Genomic DNA, 22,086 nt, shown 5'->3' with positions numbered 1-22,086 from the left:
CTTATTAATAAAAGTTTTCTGGAAAAATGTTTTCAGCTAGGTGCTGTTGTAAGCGTCGCGCCGCTATTGTCGGCGACGTAGTTTGCTTTATAAAGGGGGTAATCTCAACTTTATCCTTAACTTCAACCCTGAAAAAGGGCTTTGTTGCCGGTACTTGATACCATTTTTTCTCTTTTGTGAGGAAACTTGGTGTTACCGTAATATGGACAACTCTTAAATCTCGTTCTGTTCTTACCGCAATTTGTGCTGCACCGCGTTGTAATTTCGGCTCTACACCTGGTGTTGTTCTTGTTCCTTCAGGAAATATAAGCAACACGTTGCCTTTGTTAAATCGTTCATCACAAAGTGCTAATAAATCATCCGGTGCTTCATTGGGAATATATCCGGCTGCTTTTACGATGTGCTTCATAAAAGGATTCGACCATATTGCCGATTTTACTAAACAGTCGCAGCGATTTAATTGTGAAGCAATGAGAACGTAATCGATTAAACTAGGGTGGTTGGCAACAATTAAACAATTACGATCTTGTTGAAGAATATCGGCACCAATAATTTGATAATCGATTGCGCCACTTAGCTTCATCAATTTACAAAATGTGTTGAATGAATATCGAATCGCACCCTGAACTTTATATTCGCGTTCCGTTTGGTCTGAAACAAAAATACGAATGGTCGGAATAACAATGAAACTCAGTACTAAACCACCTAACCCAAATACTGAAAAACAAAAGCCTGTTGCTAGCACACGCCAATACTGATTTAAGCGAGTCATTTTTTGTGCCATTCCCAAGCTTGTTGCGGAGCGAAAATAGTCCACTGGCTTTTATCTAACAAGTATTGTTGCAAAAATACTAAACCTTGAGGAAGAGGATGACCGGAACGTTCTGCGTTTATGGAGCTTTGTATCGCGAACTTGTCTCCATGAGAAAGTATTAAGCCAAGTCCAAACCCTTGGTATTGTTGGTTTTCATATTCTAAATAAGAGTCAGGCATAGGCTCATCAAAATCAACAAGCAGTACTTTTTTGTCAGGATTGTCGGACAAAAACAGCCATGCTTCTAATATTGCGCTTTGGAATGTGTTTTCTGCCGCAGCGATAGAAGTTAGGGGAATGGGTTGTTTAGTTGCGATAGTGGCAAGCCCTGCGGCGGTATTGTGCACCGATTGAGAAAAAGCCATCGGAGACGCCTCTTCTCCATTAATTATATCTTCAACTAGTGCGACGCTGCGATGCAGTTCACCATGACGGCTTGAAAATACAAGGTAATCAACTTGATGTTGATTAAGCATTTCGATTGCAGTTTGTACCGCCAGTTTACTGAGTGGGCTCATTCTTCTGCGCATCATCGCAGGAATATTTGCAACATTGATTTTGCCATCTTCTGGCCATTTTATCTCTGTTGCCCATTGTTTCCATTCATTGGATTCGGATAAACCGAATGAATTCGCTGTCCACGCATCAATATTGAACGAAATGTTGATCTTCGAGTTTGGCATATTGGGTTAAATTGTTTATTTTACAGCTCGATACAAATTGGGGTTGACCCAAATTCACAATAAAAAGGAAATTATCATGTCGCGTTTTAAGCTGTATGTCTCGTTATTATTAACTTTGCTTCTTGTTGGTTGTGGACGAGTACAACCTGTAATGAATGTGGAGGATACTCCAGTTGCTTATGATCTTCAAAATAAACAAGTAAAAATGGCCATAGTGCAATCAGCAACTAACCGAGGCTGGACGATCGAAGAAGTAAGCCCTGGTGTTCTTATTGCAAAAATCCACGTTCGTAAACACTCTGCAGAAGTAAAAATCCCATACAATAATAAATATTACTCAATTATTTATCTCAACTCAGTAAATCTCAAAGCAAGTGATGGCAAAATCCACCGCAATTACAATCGTTGGGTAAACAACTTGAATGTTGATATTCAGCGAGCTATTGCATTGTTGGGCAATCAATCTCAACAATAAAACTATTAATTGCAGTTAGGTTTTTCCGTGTTAAATCAAAATAATGACCCTTTTAATGCTTTTGAAGCGAAGACAGAAGCTCAGAAGTTATCTTTTGCACCAATCGTGTTCCAGACCGCCAAAACGCTTCGAGATTTAGGTATTTTAGCCGCTTTAGACAGCGCTGGCGCTCAAGGCATGAGTGCCACAGATATTGCCGAGAAAACGGGAGTATCAGAATATGGTGTTAAAGTACTGTTGGATATGGCGATTAGTGCGCATATTGTTTTATGGGAACGACCTAACTATTCGCTTGCAAACCTTGGTTTTTACCTTCTTCATGATGGTATGACGAATGCAAACATGGATTTTACGGCAGATGTTTGTTACGCCGCGATGATGCATTTGACGGAAGCAATTCAAGAAGGTAAACCGTCAGGTTTGAAAGAGTTGGGCAATTGGGAGACCATTTATCAAGGTCTATCGACGTTACCAGAACAAGCCAAACAGAGCTGGTTTAAGTTCGATCATTTCTATTCGGATCGCTCGTTCCCACTTCTGCTTAAAGAGGTATTTGCAAGGAAGCCAAAGCATCTTGTGGATATTGGCGGAAATACGGGAAAATGGGCGATTCAGTGTTGTAAACATGACCCTGACGTTCAAGTGACGATTGTTGATTTACCGCAGCAATTAGAAGTAGCGATGAAGAATGTTTCAGAAAACCAGTTCGTCGAGCGTGTACGTCCATACCCTGCAAACATGCTTGATAAAGCACAAACATTGCCTGAGCATGCTGACGTATGGTGGATGAGCCAGTTCTTGGATTGCTTTTCCCCAATTGAGATCCTCAATATCCTTAAAAAAGTTAAAGCCCAGTTAACGAAGGGAGATACTATTTACGTATTGGAGCTGTTTTGGGATGCTCAAAAATACGCGGGAGCTTCCTATAGCCTTAATGCCACTTCTCTTTATTTTACCTGTTTAGCTAACGGTAATAGTCGCTTTTATCGCAGTGATGATTTCTTAGAAATTGTCGAAGCGGCAGGTTTATCTGTCGTTGAAAGAACCGACAATATTGGCCTTGGTCATACCTTATTAAAACTACAAGCAAACTAAATTCAGAATGAAAATAGAGCTCAAGCAAGTTGTTGTCGTAGGAGCGGGGCCATCAGGTTCAACCGTTTCTGCCTTATTAAAATCGCGTGGCATAGATGTTGTTGTCTTAGAAAAAGCGACTTTTCCACGTTTTTCCATAGGAGAAAGCCTACTCCCTGCATGTATGGAAGTTGTTGAACAAGCAGGAATGACTCATGCAGTAAAGCAGTTTGGTTTCCAGTATAAAGATGGTGCTGCATTTCGTCGTAATGGCGTATACACCCAGTTCGACTTTACAAACAAATACACACCAGGACCGGGCACGACGTTTCAGGTTCAACGTGCCAACTTTGATAAAGTATTGGCAGATAGCGCTGAAGAGCAAGGCGTAGAGATTCGTTATCAGCATGAGCTGCTCAACCTAGTGTTTGAAGGGAAAAAGTCTCGATTAGAAGTGCTCGACTCAAATAAGAAGGCTTATCAAATCGAAGCAGATTTTGTGCTGGATGCAAGTGGCTTTGGGCGTGTTTTGCCACGCTTGTTGGAGCTAGAAGAACCTTCTTGTCTTCCGCCTAGAAAAGCGATCTTTACCCATATCGAAGATCATATCTCTCCCCAAGAGCCGGAATACGATCGCAACAAAATTTTAATTTCAGTTCATCCTGAAAATCACGACGTATGGTACTGGCTAATCCCATTCTCTAATGGTACCTGTTCGTTTGGTGTGGTGGGTGAGCCAGAATTTTTTGAACAATACCCAGAAGATAAGATTGCAGCGTTGCAGCAGTTAGCCAATGAAGAGCCGGGTTTGGCTGCTTTATTGCGAAACGCGAATTACCCGAATCCAGCAGGCGAGTTGGGTGGCTATTCTGCTAACGTCAAACGTTTAGCGACAGAGCACTACGCGTTGCTTGGTAATGCTGGTGAGTTTCTTGATCCTGTATTTTCATCGGGTGTCACTATCGCCATGAAATCGGCAGAGTTTGCAGCGGACTGCGTGGTTCGTCAGCTGAATGGTGAAAAGGTTGATTGGCAAGAAGAGTACTCGCAACGCTTAATGGTGGGAGTGAACACATTCCGCACTTATGTGGAAGGCTGGTACAACGGCACGTTGCAAGATGTGATTTTCTATCAAAACCCGAATCCACGTATTAAACAGATGATTAGTGCGATTTTGGCTGGATATGCTTGGGATACGAATAATCCTTACGTAAAACAAAGTGAGCAGCGTTTGTCGACGCTTGCAGAACTGGTTCGGGAAGCTGAACTGTAAGAATATACATTCGCTTATCCGAGAATCAGTAAACCTAGGTCTTACCAAAAAATTGGTAAGACCTTTTTAATGCCTCTTTACTTTTACTTCTAGCGTGTTGGAGACACATTGACCACTTACATCGGTGTGTATCGAATTTGAGAATTTTTATGGTGACATTGATCACATCTAGAATTCCTGTTGCTGATATTTATATTAAATTTGTAGGAAATGGATTACATTCTGGGAGTGTTCCCTACATCCGGCTTCGTTGTGAAAACGGTTTATAAGCAACTGTATAAGTTAGTAAAGTTCCAAAAACTACACCAAAAAAAAGACAAGTTTCTTACCAAATCAATTCGCTTGGTGAGTTCGAGCCATCGACTACGCCAAACGCTTCCTCTACTTTCTAAAATTGTCGAAGAACATGACGCATCAACGGTCTCTTCGATTGCAGATCCCGAGAACGCGGTAGCGTGGGGAGGTAAAGTTTCTCCAGAGTTCAAATCTAAAGTCATCCGTATTAGTAAAGAGCTAAAGATCAATCCTAATCATCTTATGGCGTGCATGGCATTTGAAACTGCTGAAACTTTCAGTCCAAGCATCAAAAATGGTTCCGGAAGCGGGGCTACAGGGTTAATTCAATTTATGCCCTCTACCGCAGAGTCATTAGGAGTGAACACAAAGACTCTTGCGAGAATGGGCGCGCTTGAGCAACTTGACTATGTGAAAGCGTACTATTGGCCCTATCGAAATAAAATTAATAGCTTAGAAGATGCTTACATGGCCATTCTCTACCCTGCTGCGATTGGTAAACCGCCGTCTTTCGTTTTGTTCAGACAAGGCTCAATTGCCTATCGACAGAATGCAGGTATCGACCGCCACAAAACGGGGAAAATCACGCTTAATGATGTTTCCTACAAAGTGAGGAAAAAATTAGAAAAAGGTTTGCAGCCCAATTTCCTGGGCTAAGATTGTATCATGTTCCTAGTTTTTCGCGCATGAATCCTTCTGTTACTTCACGGGGATTCTGATACACTACGCGCCCATTTCCTCTGTTGAGACCTTTCTATGCCATTTTCTAAGCTTGGTTTAAGCGCATCGATTGCTGATGCAGTAAAAGCGCTAGGTTATGAAAAACCCACTTCTATCCAACAAAAAGCCATTCCAATCGTATTGCGTGGCCGCAATTTAATTGCAGCAGCGCAAACGGGCACAGGTAAAACGGCCAGTTTTGTTCTGCCAATCTTAGAAAAGCTTAGTCGAGGCGAAACGCAACGTAAAAAACGCGCTCGTGCGATTATCCTAACGCCAACACGCGAACTTGCGCTTCAGGTTCATCAAAGTATTGAAGCTTATGGTAAAAACTTACCATTACGCTCAATGGCGATGTTTGGTGGTGTGGATTATGCACCACAAAAACAAGCCTTGATCGAGGGTGTCGATATTGTGGTAAGCACGCCTGGGCGCTTGATTGATCTGTACGGTCAACGCGCGATTCACTTTGATGAAGTGGAAATACTAGTGCTTGATGAAGCCGACAAAATGTTGGATATGGGATTCATCGATGCGATCGACAAAATCGTCGACTGTATGCCAGAACATGTGCAAAGTTTGCTGTTCTCAGCGACGTTATCTAACCCTGTTCGTGACTTGGCGAAAAATGCGATTATTGATCCTGAAGAGATCACGATTGCAAAGCACAGTGCCTCAAAATCAAATATTAAACAGTGGATCACGACCGTCGATAAAGACATGAAGTCGTCGCTGTTAAGTCACTTGCTTAAAGAAAATGACTGGTCGCAAGTACTGGTATTTATTGAAACTAAACACGGCGCAGCCAAACTGGTAAGCCAACTTGAGAAACGTGGCATTGTGGCAGAAGCATTCCACAGTGGCCGTAATCAGCGTGTTCGCCAGGAATTAATAGAAAAGTTTAAAGCGGGTGAAATCCAGTACTTAGTCGCAACCGGCGTTGCTGCGCGCGGTATTGATATTGATAATCTGCCAGTTGTCATCAACTACGATTTACCTTACCCAGCGGATGAGTATGTACATCGTATTGGTCGTACAGGTCGTGCTGGCGCGAAAGGTGAGGCGATATCACTGGTTTCAAAAGACGACTTTAAGAACCTCTGCATGATTGAAAGTCGTTTAGGGCACTTGCTAGAGCGAGTGGAAATTGAAGGTTTTGCGCCAAGAAAGCCAGTACCAATTTCAATTTTAAATTACGTGCCTAAGAATAAACGTAAACCGCACGATAAGCGCGAATCAAAATAGCCAGTTTATCCCATGATCTAAAAGCCGCATTCTTGCGGCTTTTTGCGTTTTAAGGCATCCAATTATGTAGCCATCGCGACGGTTTCTATTCGGTAATGAGGAAAAAAGTTAATCAGTGTCATACGCTTAACACGTAAAGTGAATCAAGGTGCGTTAAGCTTTTGTCAATTATCTGTCCGCAGGTTTGCACAAGGTAAGGAATGGGCGCAAACTTTTTTGCTTGCTAATGAATGCATAAGATGGGGCACAAATGAAAACAGGTGATAAGCAATTCGCCGTTATTGGTCTTGGCCGATTTGGTTTGGCAGTGTGTAAAGAGTTACAAGATTCAGGCGCTCAAGTTTTAGCCGTTGACATCAACGAAGACAGAGTTAAAGAAGCCGCCAGTTTTGTTAGTCAGGCGGTTGTGGCTAACTGTACTCACGAAGAGACGGTTGCTGAGCTCAAACTTGATGATTACGACATGGTGATGATTGCCATCGGAGCGGATGTCAATGCCAGTATTCTTGCGACATTGATTGCTAAAGAGGCGGGAGTAAAGTCAGTATGGGTTAAAGCCAACGACCGCTTCCAAGCTCGTGTTCTGCAAAAAATTGGCGCAGACCACATTATCATGCCTGAGCGTGACATGGGAATACGTGTCGCGCGTAAAATGCTCGATAAACGGGTTCTTGAGTTCCACCCATTAGGCAGTGGCTTAGCTATGACGGAGTTTGTGATTGGCTCTCGTTGGATGGGTAAGACACTAAGTGATTTGGCTCTGTGCAAAGTCGATGGCGTGCAAGTGCTAGGGTTTAAACGGGGCCCAGAAATTACCAAGGCACCTGACCTTAATACCACACTAGAAATTGGTGACCTAATTATTGTGGTCGGCCCTCAAGATGCGCTCGCAAATAAATTAAAATCGCTATGACGTATTTTCATCAGAAAGGTGTTTTTTACGCACCAGATGGTAAACAAGAGAAAGCGAAAGGCAACGAACCGCGAATTATATTGCTCAGTTTTCTCGGTGTTTTACTGCCTTCTGCGGTATTGCTAACCTTGCCAGTTTTTTCTGTTACGGGCCTGTCGATAACGGATGCTTTGTTTACCGCAACGTCCGCTATTAGTGTGACAGGGCTTGGTGTTGTCGATACTGGGCAACACTTTACGCTTGCGGGTAAAATCTTGCTGATGTTTTTAATGCAAATCGGTGGGTTGGGGCAGATGACTTTGTCGGCGGTCTTACTCTATATGTTCGGCGTGCGTTTGAGTTTGCGTCAACAAGCGCTGGCGAAAGAAGCATTAGGGCAAGATCGGCAAGTCAATCTACACCGACTAGTAAAGCGGATTGTTGTTTTCGCGCTTGTTGCAGAAACGATCGGGTTTATTTTTCTCTCTATCCGCTGGGTCCCTGAAATGGGCTGGCAGACTGGTATGTTTTACGCCTTGTTTCATGCAATTTCTGCATTTAACAACGCTGGGTTCGCGCTGTTTTCTGACAGTATGATGAGCTTTGTGAATGATCCGTTGGTTATCTTTACACTGGCGGGGCTATTCATTTTTGGCGGGCTTGGTTTTACTGTTGTGGGTGACATCTGGCTAAACTGGCGCAAAGGTTTCCACTTTTGGCATCTTCACACCAAAATCATGCTGATTGCGACACCGATATTGCTCTTAGTCGGAACGATGCTGTTTTGGTTACTTGAACGAAGCAACCCAAACACAATGGCGTCTTTACCTGCAGCAGGGCAATGGTTGGCGGCATTCTTTCAATCTGCGAGTGCTCGAACGGCAGGGTTTAATAGTGTTGACTTGGCGCTGTTTACCCAGCCAGCCTTACTGGTCATGATTGTTCTGATGTTAATTGGAGCGGGTTCCACCTCAACGGGGGGCGGTATTAAAGTTTCCACATTTGCTGTTGCGTTTATGGCTACGTGGACCTTTTTACGCCAAAAGAAACATGTGGTTATGTTTAAGCGAACCATAAATTGGCAAACTGTGACTAAGTCATTGGCAATTATCGTTGTGAGCGGAGCCATCCTGACAAGCGCAATGTTTTTATTGATGCTTACCGAGAAGGCCAGCTTTGATAAAGTTATGTTTGAAACCATTTCCGCATTTGCCACAGTGGGGCTCACCGCCGGTTTGACTGCGGAACTTTCTGAACCTGGTAAATACATTATGATCGTGGTGATGATCATTGGTCGTATTGGGCCGCTCACGCTTGCCTACATGTTGGCACGTCCTGAACCTACCTTGGTCAAATACCCAGAAGACGCCGTTCTTACAGGTTAATATAGCGTTAAACAATGGCCGCGCGACCACTACGAGCATTGATTAATAGCAGTGCTCGTACATTTATAGAATATGTGGAATGTTGCCCAGTTTTACCTATAAATTCGTAGAAGTTCATTTCTTCTTCCTTTCGTTTCGATACTATTCATTCACTCAATTTATATTCTCAGAAGCTACGCTCATAACAGCGTTTTGGAATCCGACGCTTTTGTAGTGTGACACCAAACTACGTCGTGTTATCTGAGCGAATTGATACCAGCCTTCGTCAATAGTCACTCAGTCTTACTCTATGCCCATAGGGTTACTTTGTGTTTGTTGTGCTTGGTATGAATGAACGAATCGAAAAGATGGAGTCGTACTTTGAAATTCAACACACTCGCCATGGCTATGCTAACTGCGCTTCTTGCAGGGAAGAGCATGGCAACTACTCCGCCATCGCCGGTTTGGCATACTATTGCGTTGAGCGATGGTAGCTCCAGTGAGGCAATTCTACGTGGAACGGCAGATTTCCACTGGTTTGAAGATAAGCAGGGCAATGCCTTACTTCAGGAAGACGGCGTTTGGTTTTTCGCGCAGATTCAGCGCGAGTCAGACACGCCAATATTGATCTCGACAGGTGTGGTGAAAACGCAGTCGAGTGAGCCACCTGAGTCGGCGAAGTTTCGCCCGGATTTACAAGTTAAACCGCAATTATCTTCTCTAAAAACCATTGAGCCGATGGCACGAAAAAACCTACTGCGTTCGGCGCAAGGTTACCAGGCGATGAGCAGTTCAACGGTGAAGCAGCAGCCCCTATTGGTTGTGCAAGTTTCGTTTGATGACCAAGCAATGGTGCATGATTTTGAGCAACGCGTATTTAATACCAATGGTCAAAGCGTTGTGGATTACTTTGATAAAAACTCTCAAGGTAAATTCAAAGTTGTTCCTGCACTTGAGAGTTACGGCACCGCCAATGACGGTGTGATAGATGTGACTGTGGCACAAAGCCACCCTAACTGTCACTCTAGTTCGACTGATAAGACATGCACCGCCAAGTTGAATGCGGTTTTCACCGAGGCTTATCAAAAACTGGATCCATACTTTAATCTTTCGGCCTACGACAGCAATCAAAATGGTACCGTAGAACCGTCAGAACTCTCTGTCATGTTTATTTTTGCGGGGGGCGATCGTTCAACAGGGGTTCTCAACCGTCCTGCTATTTGGCCGCACAAATTCTCTCACGATGATGTCACACTAGATGGTAAAAAGATCACAGACTATTGTGTGTTCGCTGACTATCAAGTTGATCATCAAGCGACCTTGGGCGTGATCGTACACGAGCTTGGCCACTTAATGCTTGGCTTACCGGATTTGTACGCAAGGAACAGTGATGCCTCGATCGGCTCTTGGGGCGTGATGGGTGGCGGTTCATGGGCGCAGAAACCGGGAGATTCATACGCTGGTGACACTCCGGTGAACATGAGTGCATGGAGCAAACACGCTGCTGGTTTTGTTGTACCAACGGTAACTCATGAAAGTCCAGCGCCTATTTCTGTGAACAACGACGATGTCAAGCTGGTGTATCTCGACCCGTACTTGAAAGAGTTTGGCCCACGTGTTTACTTGGAAAATCGCACCTTTAGCGGTTACGACCGAGCATTGGCGGCTGAAGGTATCCTGGCGACGTCGGTCAATGTCCAGAACCGCTTTAATGATGTTGGCGCGATGCAGGTTCAAATCATGCAGGCTGATGGTCTGAATGAGTTAGAAAATGATGGTAGGAGTGACGCTGACGATTTATACCCTAATGGTGGCAATGTCATTTCAGATACATCGACCCCGGGTCTGAGAACGATCACAGGGTTTGATACTGGGGTTCGTATTTCCAACATTGCCAGCAACACCAACGGTGGTAGTTTTTCTCTTGAACATACAAACGAACCAAATAAATCAGCATGGCTGAACTCTCTTCACCAAGGTTATGTGTACGCGAGTGGGAGTAACACTCTGGCGGTGTCACTGGACTTGAATAGTGATACAGAGCTTGATGGCCTTCAACTTTACGCGCAAAGAGATAGCGCTCAAAGTGACATGACTTATCGAGTTTGGCGATTCCCATTTTCTGGAAACATTGGCTATCGATTAATATTGAATCAAAACAACGCTGAGCTTTTACAGCAAGGTAACTTCCAAAAGTCATCTCGAATTTTATTCCCTCAATCAAGCCAATTGAGTGCGGGTCAGCATTTATTGGTCGTTGAATTGGAAGGCGGTCAATTTGATGCAAACTTTGACTTCGGCCGCTTGCTAAAAACTGAAAAAGCCTCCCTACCTGTAATGTGGACTGGTGATTACAGTGAGATTGGCACGTTTGGTCTAGAAAAAGCCGGGTTCTCTTATATTCCGTTTGCAGCATTATTAAATGTGGATGCGAGCAACTTGGTTGAAGCGAGATCTGATTCGTTACAAACCAATAAAAATACGCCAATCAAACTGAACCTGATGGACAATGATTTCATGGCGGTAGGGTATCAGTTCAATGTGGACATTGTGCAGAAGCCTGAGCACGGCACCATCTCTGGCAACCAGTACCAACCTGAAACTAACTTCGTTGGTCTGGACACTTTCCAATATCGTTTGTTGTCGGTTGATGGTGCGTACTCATCTTCAATCGTGAATGTGCAGGTGGAAGTGCTTGGCAGCAACGAAGCGCCAGTGGCCGTGATTGATGTTGATAATAAAGACATGACGGTTGGGCAGCGAGTCACGTTGTCTGCGTTAAATAGTACGGATGCTGATGGCGATGTGTTGAGTTATAAATGGGAGCAGTTGGCTGGCACTTCAGTTTCTCTTGGCAATGCAACCAGTGTTAGCACAAGCTTTACGGTGCCTCAAGGTGCAAAAGCGGGTGAGGTTCTGACATTCCGTTTAACCGTGACTGACCCTAGTAATGAAACGTCCAGTGCTACCGTCGATTTAACCATGAAAAACGCAGCGCCACTTACGCTTGCAGATACGGCGACCGTTGCCGTTGGTGAAAGTATTCTGATTGATGCAGCGAGCAATGATTCGGATGTGAACGGCGATAAACTGGTTGTAGAAAGCGTACAGAACGTAACGGGTGTGGGAAGTGCGAGTGTAGAGAATGGCAAAATCCGTTTTCAAGCACCGGATAGCCCTACTGACGGCATCAAGCTGCAATATACGGTTTCAGATGGTCATGGTGCCACTGCTACGGGGGAAGTTATCGTGACGGTTGTTGCTTCTTTGAAGACAACGACATTCAAGAACTCAGAAGGTAGCGGCAGTGTTTCTTATTGGGCTTTGATGTTACTTGCAACATTAGGCTGGCGACGTCGCGTCTAAAACGGTATTGAATTGCGGTATAAGCCACTCACATTGAGTGGCTTATTTTTTATCTGATCTATTTTGGTTTCGTTCTCATTGTCTTATGAGATGTGTTTCTCATTATTTTTAAAGCGATTTTTCTACTCTGCGGTTACCCTAGGGGCCGATTTTTATGAACTAAGGATGTTATATGTCTACCGAGGCCTTTTCTGTTTCGGAAATATGCCGAGAAGCGGCAGTGATGGTCAGAAGGAATCTACTCGCAATTGTTATTGCTTGTATTCCGTTGATTATCGTGCACTCAATTTTTGCTTTTATGTATCCTGAAATGACGGGGAAAGATCAAGCGAACGTTCAAGAAGGCAATGTCTCAGGATTTTATTTCGTCACAATTATTTTGTACCCACTTGTTGCCGCTATGGCGGCTGTGCGTGTGCATCGAATTTATTTAGCCGGCGATTACATGCACTCTGCGTTGGATGTATTTCGTTTGTCAGCTCGAGAATTCCGTTTCATAGGCTGGTGGATACTGTTTGGACTGATGATGATGCTCGTTATTGGTATCCCGATCTTTGTGTTGTCGTTTATCTACATTGCAGAAAGTGGTGAAGCCGACTTTGTTGCTATGGCTATTATCACAACGATTGCAAGCATTCCCGGCTATTGGGTAATGGCGCGATGGTCATTTGTGTTGCCAGCGACTGCAATGGATCATCAGCCTCGCAGTTTGCGTCGTTCGTGGAACCAGAGCAGAGCATACAACAAACAAGTATTCATTTTGATGGGACTAATTCCATTGGGTGCGGGCTTGCTCAGTCAGCTGATCTTTAGCCACTTTACGAATCTCTTGATGTTGAGCCTCGTCGGTGTGGCCTATGGTATTTTTGGCGCGTACCAGCTGGCATTGTTATCGTTGAGCTATAAAACGGTAGTGGATATCGAACGCGCTCGTTTTGATACGCCATCACAGCCACCAAAAACGGGTGAAGAATTTTCCGCTTAACCCTTTGATCGTTTTTACATGCTACCTCCGTTTAGGAGACGGTCTGCGGCAGGTTGATACCTTCCTGCCGCCTTCGCGTTATTCACGCAAAATACCCATGCCCATTTCATGGCTGAATGACAGGGACATTCACACGTATACTCACAACAGTACTTCTTTTTATTAAGGAACCCTACATGTCCATTTGGCAACGGGTCAATTTCACCCATCGCTTTAGTCAATTACCGTCAGCGTTCTATACGTTGGTCGAGCCACAACCCTTGGACAACACTCGCTGGGTCGCTTGGAATGGTGAGTTTGCACAGCAGTTTGGTTTGCCAGAAGAGCAAAACGATGAGTTATTGGCGGTTTTTTCCGGGCTAAGTGAATTCGAACAATTTCGTCCTCTTGCGATGAAATATGCAGGCCATCAGTTTGGCGTTTACAACCCAGATTTGGGCGATGGACGTGGATTACTGTTGGCAGAAATTGAGCATCAGGATGGTACTTGGTTTGATCTTCACCTCAAAGGTGCAGGGCTAACGCCTTACTCGCGAATGGGAGATGGGCGAGCGGTATTACGCTCGACTATCCGTGAGTACCTGTGCAGTGAAGCCATGGCAGGCCTTGGGGTTCCCACGACACGTGCTCTCGGTATGATGGTCAGTGATACACCTGTTTATCGAGAAAAAACGGAATCGGGCGCTTTGTTACTTCGAATGGCTGAAACCCACGTTCGATTCGGTCACTTTGAGCATTTCTTTTACACCAACCAGTTAGCAGAGCAGAAGCTGTTGGCGGATAAGGTGATTGAGTGGCACTTTGCTGATTGTGCATCGGCGGAGAAACCATATGCCGCGATGTTTGACGCCATCGTGACTAAAACAGCCGAGATGATCGCATATTGGCAAGCTTTTGGTTTTGCGCATGGTGTGATGAATACCGATAACATGTCAATTCTTGGGCAAACTTTTGATTATGGTCCGTTTGGCTTTCTTGATGATTATGAGCCGGGATACATTTGTAATCATTCAGACTACCAGGGTCGTTACGCATTTGATCAACAGCCTAGAATTGCGCTTTGGAACCTGTCAGCACTGGCGCATGCGCTATCGCCACTCGTTGAACGAGAAGATTTAGAATCGTCGTTGAGTCAATTTGAAGTTCATTTAAGCCAGCAGTTCAGCCGCCTCATGCGTGAGAAGTTGGGCTTAAAAACCAAGATAGCGGAAGACGGGCGTTTGTTTGAAGCTATGTTTGAGCTTCTTCACCAGAACAAAACGGACTACACTCGCTTCTTCAGAACACTTTCAAACCTTGATAATGCGCCTTCCCAAGCCGTAATCGATTTATTTCTCGACCGAGAAGCAGCGCGAGCTTGGCTTGATCTGTACTTAGCTCGGTGTGAGCTAGAGGTTGATGAACTAGGGGGCCTGATTTCAACCGAACAGCGTTGCAAACAGATGCGTCAAGCCAATCCCAAATACATCTTGCGTAACTACTTGGCTCAGTTGGCGATTGATAAAGCGGAAGAAGGGGACTTTAGCGAATTACACCGATTGGCCGAACTGTTAAAACGCCCATTTGATGAGCAACCCGAGTTTGATGATTATGCGAAATTGCCGCCGGAATGGGGGAAGAAAATGGAGATAAGCTGTTCTTCATAAATGGGTCATTTCCCACCCATTTGTATCTTTTTATTGGGTGGAATTCACTCGTTACACTTCGGATTCATGTTAATGGGCTATGTTAATTTATTGAAATGAATATAAATTTTAACATGGTCCATTAATTGCTCTTTGTTGAACATCCGTACCCATCGCCTAACACCTAGTTACTCATGGACGGGATGGGATGTGATTCAACAAGGAGAATAATAATGTTTAAGCCTCTAACTCTACTATCTGTCTCTGCACTTGCTGTTACCAGTTTTAATGCTGCCGCAAATTGTGACCCGGGTGAAACGGTCATCAAGTTTAGCCATGTAACGAACGCGGACAAACACCCTAAAGGCATCGCGGCTTCGTTACTTGAAAAGCGCGTCAACGAAGAGATGAACGGTAAAGTCTGTATGCAGGTGTTTCCTAACTCAACACTTTATGATGATGACAAAGTGTTGGAAGCGCTACTGAATGGTGATGTTCAACTCGCTGCTCCTTCTCTTTCTAAGTTTGAGAAATTCACCAAGAAGTACCGCCTTTTCGATCTTCCTTTCTTGTTCGATGATGTCGACGCGGTTGACCGTTTCCAAAACTCGGAAGCGGGTGAAAAGCTGAAAAATTCAATGAAACGTCGTGGCCTACAAGGCATTGCGTTTTGGCATAACGGCATGAAGCAAATGTCAGCCAACAAGCCGCTCATTTCTCCAACTGATGCTGAAGGACTTAAGTTCCGTGTTCAAGCGTCTGATGTACTCGTTGCTCAGTTTGAGCAGCTAGGTGCTAACCCACAAAAAATGTCGTTCAAAGAAGTTTACGGCGGTTTGCAAACTAAGGTTATTGATGGTCAAGAAAATACTTGGTCAAACATTTACGGCAAAAAATTCTTCGAAGTTCAAGATGGCATTACGGAAACGAACCACGGAATTTTGGATTACTTAGTTGTGACGTCAAACGACTTCTGGAAAAACCTACCAGATGCTCAGCGCGAGCAGTTAAATACCATTATTCAAGAGGTAACTGCGCAGCGTAATGCTGAGTCAACCAAAGTAAACCTTGCGAATAAGAACAATATCATCGAAGCCGGTGGTGTGGTTCGTACTCTAACGCCAGAACAGCGTCAAGAATGGGTCACTGCACTTCAACCAGTATGGAAGAAGTTCGAAAAAGACATTGGTTCTGACCTAATCGAAGCCGCTTTGGCGTCTAACCAAAAATAATAACAGCTAGCACATTTAGCCCTCTCAAACTGAGGGGGCTCTTTCCCCCTACAGACGACGTGATGTAATTATGGAACAGACTTTTTTTGCCAAGGCTGGACGAATCACCGATGCCATTGAAGAGACTTTGATTGCTTTCTTCTTGGGTGCCATGACCTTGCTGACTTTTGCCAATGTCATCTTTCGTTATGTCTTTAACGACAATATTCTTTGGGCGCTTGAGCTCACCGTTTTCATGTTCGCATGGATGGTGTTGGTTGGCGCATCTTATGGTGTGAAAAAACACTTTCATATTGGTGTCGATGTCATTATTAACATCGTTCCGGAAGGTAAACGAAAAGCCCTGGCGCTTTTTGCAGCAATGTGTTGCTTAGCCTTCTCTATTTTGCTGTTAATTGGCGCTTGGAACTACTGGTATCCGTTCGCTACTGACCGAGCGTGGTATGAAACGGACGATATTCCGATGCCTGAAATGCTCCAGTTCATGGCCGACTGGTTAAATGAGGGAGAGCGTTATGAAAAGCTGCCACGTTTTATTCCTTACTTCGCTTTGCCACTTGGAATGGCGCTACTAACGTTTAGATTTGTTCAAGTCACGTGGCAAATCGCTACTGGTAAGCTCGATCGCTTGATTGCAGGACATGAAGCGGAGGAAGAGCTCGAATCTCTTAAAGCTGAGATGAGTGACGCTGAAGACGTAATGGCTCCAAAGGCCTCGCAAGACGCTAAAAACAAGGAGCAATAAGCCATGGATATCTTATTTCTATTTTTGATGGTAATTGGCTTTATGCTGGTTGGCGTGCCAATTGCTATTTCGCTGGGCCTTTCCAGTGTTCTTTTCCTTTTAATGCATTCGGATGCCTCTTTAGCGTCAGTTGCTCAAACGCTGTTTAATGCATTCGCGGGCCACTACACGCTATTGGCTATTCCATTCTTTATATTGGCTTCAAGCTTTATGTCGACGGGTGGCGTAGCAAAGCGGATCATTCGTTTCGCCATTGCCATTGTAGGCTGGTTCCGCGGCGGTTTGGCGATGGCTTCGGTTGTCGCGTGTATGATGTTTGCCGCGTTGTCAGGTTCCTCACCTGCAACGGTTGTTGCCATAGGTAGTATTGTTATCGCAGGTATGATCAAAAACGGTTACTCAAAAGAGTTTGCCTCTGGGGTAATTTGTAACGCAGGTACGCTAGGGATTTTGATCCCACCTTCGATTGTGATGGTGGTGTATGCAGCCGCAACGGATGTGTCAGTTGGACGTATGTTCCTTGGTGGTGTGATTCCCGGTTTGCTGGCGGGTGTCATGTTGATGATCGCGATTTACATTGCCGCGAGAATCAAGAACCTTCCAAAACAACCTTTTGTCGGTTGGAAAGAAACCTTTGATGCCGCCAAGGATGCAAGCTGGGGCTTGTTGTTGGTCGTCATCATTCTTGGTGGTATCTATGGCGGTATCTTTACGCCGACAGAAGCCGCTGCGGTTGCTGCTGTGTACTCATTCTTTATTGCTAACTTTGTATACAAAGACATGGGGCCATTTGCAGACAAGAAAAACACTAAACCTGCGCTCGTTAAAATCTTCCAAACCTTTGTTCATAAAGACACGAAACACACCCTGTATGAAGCGGGCAAACTCACCATCATGCTGCTGTTCATCATTGCTAATGCCTTAATTTTGAAGCATGTTTTAACGGAAGAACGGATCCCGCAAATGATCACCGAGTCGATGCTCTCGGCTGGTCTTGGACCAATCACTTTTTTGATTGTGGTGAACGTCTTGTTGCTGATTGGTGGTCAGTTCATGGAGCCATCAGGCTTGTTGATCATTGTTGCGCCGCTCGTGTTCCCAATTGCGATTGCATTAGGTATAGACCCAATTCATTTGGGCATAATGATGGTGGTGAATATGGAGATAGGAATGATAACGCCGCCCGTGGGTCTTAACTTATTTGTGACCGCTGGTGTTGCCAAAATGTCGATGATGAACGTAGTGAAGGCAGCATTACCCTGGGTTGGAGTGATGTTCTTGTTCCTAATTATCGTCACATATGTACCATGGGTTTCGACTTGGTTGCCTAATACCTTGATGGGGCCGGAGATCATTACCAAGTAATGGAAGCCAGAAAGTAGAAAGAGGTGTGAGAATTCACACCTCTTCGTCTATTGACTTGTAACAAGTTTTGCGCGGGTCTGAATTAATTCGACGTTCATAGTGTCGCCACCTCTTTTTATTTTTACGACGCTCTTCACCGAATCTTCTCTCTTCTTGATAGCAACCGTCTACGAGCACGGTATCTGTAACAATCGGTATTCTCACTTTTTCGTTCATATCTGTAACAACCATGATAAACCTGTTGTTAAAAATTATGATTCAAGTTGAATATAATGCCAGTTATCTGAACGTGTTTTATTTGTAAAGGTCTTTATTTATTTGGTAGCGCTGCATCTTGTCGTAAAGGGTTTTTCTTGGCACATTCAATTGGCACATTGTCTGTTTAATACTACCGTTGTTTTCTAATAAAGCGCCTTCAATGGCTGCTCTCTCAAACTCCGCTACTTGCTCTGCAAGGCTTGAGGAAGACTTAGCGACTGGGTTTGATTCTCCCAACTGAATTAACTTACCCAATAGCACAAAACGCTCTGCAGCATTTCTGAGTTCTCGAACATTGCCAGGCCAGTCATGGCTCATCAGTTGCGCTAGATCTTGGGGTGACAAGCTAGGTGAGCTTTTGCCATAACGTGAAGCTGCTACTAACAGAAAGTGGTGAAAGAGGGCTGGAATGTCTTCTTTTCGTTCGCGTAGTGGCGGGAGATCCAAGGTCACGACATTGAGCCGATAATAGAGGTCCTGACGGAAAGTACCTTCTTCAGCTGCGTGTTTTAAATCGACCTTTGTTGCGGCAATCACTCGAATATCTAAAGGCAATAATTCATTTGAACCGACACGCTCAATCACGCGCTCTTGTAATACCCTCAATAAACGAATTTGGGCTTGGATAGGCATCGACTCGATCTCATCCAAGAAAAGTGTGCCGCCTTGTGCAAACTCAAATTTACCGATACGACGGCTTTCGGCGCCAGTGAATGCGCCTTTTTCATGGCCGTAGAGTTCACTCTCAATTAAGTTCTCTGGAACCGCTCCACAATTTACGGCGACAAAGTTTTGGTTCCGGCGAGAGCTTTGCTCATGTAAAGAACGAGCGATTAACTCTTTCCCTGTACCGGTTTCACCAAACAATAAAATATCGGCGTCGGTATCGGCGATTTGGGTGATGGTCTCTCGTAATATTTGGATGCTAGAGGTTTCACCAATAACTCGTGGACCAAGGGTTTTACTGGCTTTAAGTGACAGGCGCAGTTTTTCATTTTCATTGGTTAGTTTGCGCTTCTCAATCGCCCGCTTAACCGTTTCAACCAAATGTTCTGGCGCAAAAGGTTTCTCAATAAAGTCGTAAGCGCCTTGATGAAGGGCTTGCACAGCCATGGAAATATCACCGTGTCCAGTGATCATGATGACGGGTAAGTTTGCATCGCGTTGAGTCAAAGTTGTCAGCATATCCATACCAGAAATGCCCGGCAAACAGATATCAGTGACCACGACGCCAGCTTCTTCCCCTTGCTGCATCGCTATTAAAGCCGATTCTGCATCCACAAAAAACTTGGCGTCGATATCCGCCAGTTCAAAGGTCTGTTCTATAGCGATTCTGAGATCGGCCTCATCATCAATAAAAAACACCTGACACATGATCTTATCCTTTTGATGGTTCAGTGTTGTAAGAAGTGATAGGTAAACACAATGAGAATCGAGCGCCGCCTTGTTCTCGATTATGGGCACATAATTTTCCATTCATACTGGCTAAGATTTGTTGCGAGATAGAGAGGCCCAAACCTAAACCGTTCAGTTTAGTGGTTAGAAACGGTTCACATAAATCAGAAAGTGAGAAAGAGCCAAGCCCTGGGCCATTATCATCAACATGAATCCAAACCAAATCAGTGTGCTCATCGTGTTCTACAGATAATTCTACCTGTTTGTCTTGTTGCTCTTTGAGTGCTTCTATCGCATTAGTCAGTAAATTGACCAACACTTGCTCCAGTTGAATAATATTGATCTGCACTTCAACATCATGCTCTGGCAAATTTGTTTCTAACGTGACGCGCCCTGATTTAAATGCGGGCTTCATCAGTTCTTTTACAGAGGCAATAACAGGGAACAGTCGAGATTGAGCCAACTCGTCACCACTGGTTTTTTTGGCGAAAGAGCGAAGTTGCTGACTGATATTTGCCATACGGTCAGTGAGAGCAGAAATGCGAGTGAGATTATCTTCCACTCGCTCATATTTTTCTTTTTTTAGAAACAGCTTGCCGTTCTCCGCAAAGCTACGAATTGCCGCAAGTGGATTATTCAGTTCATGGCTGATACTGGCCGACATTTGTCCTAACACCGCGAGTTTCGCTGCTTGCACCAATTCGTCTTGAGTAACGCGTAAAGTTTGTTCGGTATCGATACGCTGTGCGATCTCCGCTTGCAACTCGGCAGTCCGTGCCATGACTTGATATTCCAACTTTTGATTTGCTTCTTGTTGAATTCGTTCAAGTTGCAAGTGACGCTGTTGACGGTGATAGATAAGCTGACCAATTAAAAACAAAACCATGAATGCTAGAGTGAGTACAAAGATGTAACCCATGGTGAACCAAACGATCGACTGTTTAGGAGACAGCACACGAATAGTCAGTTTGAGTTCGGGTAGGGGCAGCGAAGAGACTACCAAGGTTCCTTTATTGTATGGGTAACCCTGTTTAAGCTCAGAATGCACCTCGTCCAAACTACCCACTAATCCAAGCGTTTCAATTGGCGCATCAAGATATTGTTGGCTTGCCCAAACTTGCTTTTTCTCTTTTTTTGTCAGTGGTTGTAAGCTTTTGAGTAGCCATTCACTTCGGCTACTCATGAAAACAATTCCGTATGGGTCGCTGGCGACAAAAACACTGTTTGGTTGCTGCCAGTTGTCCTCTATCTTACTTAGGTCCATCTTCACCACGACGACACCAAGTACACCGCCAGCGTATATGATGGGATAAGAATAGTAGTAGCCACGTTTACCAGATGTTGAGCCCAGTGCGTAGTATTGGCTTCTTTTGCCTACAATGGCTTGTTTGAAATAAGGGCGAAATGCAAAATTTCGCCCGATAAAGGAGCGCTCTTTACGCCAGTTGCTGGCCGCGATCGTTGTACCCCATTGATCGATTAAGTACGTATCCGCTGCTTCAATCACGCCATTAACGGATTCTAAATACCGATTAGTGATTTCCAGTTGCGCACTGTTGTTGGGGTGCAGAAGCGCTTGATAAAGAGGATCATCTTTAGCGAGAAGATTTGGAATATGGGCGTACTTATCGAGTTTATTTTTTATATGGCCAGAAAACTGCTCCAACTGTGATTGGTGTTTATCAAGTAGAGATTGATAACTGGTCTGCCAAACCCAATGGCCACCGATAATTGCGGACAGGAAATAGAAAGCAAAAAATGTCAGCAGAATCCGTTTTTTTTGCGACATCCTTACACTCCTTACAACTTCCTTTGGTCACGTAAGAAAATGTTAATAGTTTGTAGGAAGGATTAGGGATTTAGTTTTCAACTCTGTGGAGTAAAACAAGAGCAAGATCTCTTTTTAGGCTTTTCGATAAAAAAACCGGTCGATTCTCTTGAAAAAGTCGCTATTGTCCCCATTCTAGATATGCTGGCAATGCTTAGACGGTGTCTGAATCGCATTTTTGAAGAAAAAATGGGTCAGCATTCGAGAATTTAGCGCAGACAATGTCCACATAGTGGCTATTGGCTCGACAGGGTTGCGACAGATCGCTAGAATGTCGCGTCTAAAAATTCTGTCCTGAGGCTAATAGGAGATACCTTTGGTTATTTTATCGAAGATATCACTGATTAGTCCGGTACTGACAACCAGTATCGATACTCGATTTTAAATTAGGTGTTCGGACAGAACACTACACAAGGATGAAGCGTAAGCTCCTCTGAGTTTCGCTCATACGCT

The 22,086-nt window shown here is 44.3% G+C and carries 18 protein-coding genes and 1 pseudogene; 14 read left to right on the top strand and 5 right to left on the bottom strand.

Going from position 1 to position 22,086, the window contains the following annotated elements:
• Positions 1-4: 4 nt before the first annotated feature.
• Both R7P80_RS17045 and R7P80_RS17040 read right to left on the bottom strand, forming a co-directional pair.
• Positions 5-772, bottom strand: a complete 768-nt coding sequence (locus R7P80_RS17045; RefSeq protein WP_005388305.1) for a lysophospholipid acyltransferase family protein — start codon at positions 770-772, stop codon at positions 5-7.
• Positions 769-1,497, bottom strand: coding sequence for a beta-ketoacyl synthase chain length factor (locus R7P80_RS17040; protein WP_017819930.1), 729 nt, complete (start codon positions 1,495-1,497; stop codon positions 769-771). The genes R7P80_RS17045 and R7P80_RS17040 overlap by 4 nt, the downstream gene beginning before the upstream one ends.
• A 76-nt stretch (positions 1,498-1,573) precedes the next feature.
• Here R7P80_RS17040 and R7P80_RS17035 point away from each other — a divergent pair, with 76 nt between their 5' ends.
• The 13 genes from R7P80_RS17035 to R7P80_RS16975 all read left to right on the top strand — a co-directional run bounded on the left by R7P80_RS17035 (position 1,574) and on the right by R7P80_RS16975 (position 18,152).
• Positions 1,574-1,972 (top strand): hypothetical protein, encoded by a 399-nt coding sequence (locus R7P80_RS17035; RefSeq protein ID WP_005382272.1) that lies wholly within the window; start codon positions 1,574-1,576, stop codon positions 1,970-1,972.
• 27 nt (positions 1,973-1,999) lie between these two features.
• Positions 2,000-3,067, top strand: a complete 1,068-nt coding sequence (locus R7P80_RS17030; RefSeq protein WP_017634791.1) for a class I SAM-dependent methyltransferase — start codon at positions 2,000-2,002, stop codon at positions 3,065-3,067.
• Positions 3,068-3,074: 7 nt separating this feature from the next.
• On the top strand, positions 3,075-4,319 hold the full coding sequence (locus tag R7P80_RS17025; RefSeq protein ID WP_206949635.1) for an NAD(P)/FAD-dependent oxidoreductase: 1,245 nt from the start codon (positions 3,075-3,077) through the stop codon (positions 4,317-4,319).
• 210 nt (positions 4,320-4,529) lie between these two features.
• A complete protein-coding gene (locus R7P80_RS17020) occupies positions 4,530-5,270 on the top strand; it encodes a transglycosylase SLT domain-containing protein (protein WP_085569947.1) in 741 nt (246 codons plus the stop codon).
• Between the two features lie 99 nt (positions 5,271-5,369).
• On the top strand, positions 5,370-6,578 hold the full coding sequence (locus R7P80_RS17015) for a DEAD/DEAH box helicase (RefSeq protein ID WP_225491779.1): 1,209 nt from the start codon (positions 5,370-5,372) through the stop codon (positions 6,576-6,578).
• A 250-nt stretch (positions 6,579-6,828) separates the two neighbouring features.
• The gene (locus R7P80_RS17010; protein ID WP_005388291.1) at positions 6,829-7,491 is read left to right on the top strand and encodes a potassium channel family protein; all 663 of its coding nucleotides are present in this window, start codon (positions 6,829-6,831) and stop codon (positions 7,489-7,491) included.
• Entirely contained in the window at positions 7,488-8,855 is a 1,368-nt protein-coding gene (locus tag R7P80_RS17005; protein WP_171343114.1) for a TrkH family potassium uptake protein, read from the top strand. The genes R7P80_RS17010 and R7P80_RS17005 overlap by 4 nt, the downstream gene beginning before the upstream one ends.
• A 360-nt stretch (positions 8,856-9,215) precedes the next feature.
• Positions 9,216-12,200, top strand: coding sequence for a M6 family metalloprotease domain-containing protein (locus R7P80_RS17000; RefSeq protein ID WP_225491780.1), 2,985 nt, complete (start codon positions 9,216-9,218; stop codon positions 12,198-12,200).
• A gap of 172 nt (positions 12,201-12,372) precedes the next feature.
• A complete protein-coding gene (locus R7P80_RS16995; protein WP_225491781.1) occupies positions 12,373-13,185 on the top strand; it encodes a sugar transporter in 813 nt (270 codons plus the stop codon).
• A gap of 176 nt (positions 13,186-13,361) precedes the next feature.
• The gene (locus R7P80_RS16990; protein ID WP_053303268.1) at positions 13,362-14,831 is read left to right on the top strand and encodes a protein adenylyltransferase SelO; all 1,470 of its coding nucleotides are present in this window, start codon (positions 13,362-13,364) and stop codon (positions 14,829-14,831) included.
• Between the two features lie 212 nt (positions 14,832-15,043).
• Positions 15,044-16,042, top strand: coding sequence for a TRAP transporter substrate-binding protein (locus R7P80_RS16985; RefSeq protein ID WP_047102866.1), 999 nt, complete (start codon positions 15,044-15,046; stop codon positions 16,040-16,042).
• A gap of 70 nt (positions 16,043-16,112) precedes the next feature.
• On the top strand, positions 16,113-16,787 hold the full coding sequence (locus tag R7P80_RS16980) for a TRAP transporter small permease (protein ID WP_005382256.1): 675 nt from the start codon (positions 16,113-16,115) through the stop codon (positions 16,785-16,787).
• Positions 16,788-16,790: 3 nt separating this feature from the next.
• The gene (locus tag R7P80_RS16975; protein ID WP_176310854.1) at positions 16,791-18,152 is read left to right on the top strand and encodes a TRAP transporter large permease; all 1,362 of its coding nucleotides are present in this window, start codon (positions 16,791-16,793) and stop codon (positions 18,150-18,152) included.
• 33 nt (positions 18,153-18,185) lie between these two features.
• Here R7P80_RS16975 and R7P80_RS16970 read toward each other — a convergent pair whose 3' ends face one another.
• From R7P80_RS16970 to R7P80_RS16960, 3 genes are all read right to left on the bottom strand, one after another.
• Positions 18,186-18,368, bottom strand: a complete 183-nt coding sequence (locus R7P80_RS16970) for a hypothetical protein (RefSeq protein WP_021034161.1) — start codon at positions 18,366-18,368, stop codon at positions 18,186-18,188.
• Between the two features lie 78 nt (positions 18,369-18,446).
• Complete coding sequence (locus tag R7P80_RS16965; protein ID WP_005382254.1) at positions 18,447-19,784, bottom strand: sigma-54-dependent transcriptional regulator; 1,338 nt, start codon at positions 19,782-19,784, stop codon at positions 18,447-18,449.
• 4 nt (positions 19,785-19,788) lie between these two features.
• On the bottom strand, positions 19,789-21,594 hold the full coding sequence (locus tag R7P80_RS16960; protein ID WP_104975972.1) for a sensor histidine kinase: 1,806 nt from the start codon (positions 21,592-21,594) through the stop codon (positions 19,789-19,791).
• 39 nt (positions 21,595-21,633) lie between these two features.
• Between R7P80_RS16960 and R7P80_RS16955 the strand changes: the two are divergent.
• Positions 21,634-21,846 (top strand): annotated as a pseudogene (locus R7P80_RS16955) (hypothetical protein).
• Positions 21,847-22,086 lie beyond the last annotated feature (240 nt).

It is taken from the genome of Vibrio sp. 2092 (assembly GCF_033339635.1).
In the GTDB taxonomy this organism is placed as follows: domain Bacteria; phylum Pseudomonadota; class Gammaproteobacteria; order Enterobacterales; family Vibrionaceae; genus Vibrio; species Vibrio alginolyticus.
Note: the sequence above shows the minus strand (reverse complement) of the source record. Positions and strands in the feature narration are given on the sequence as shown.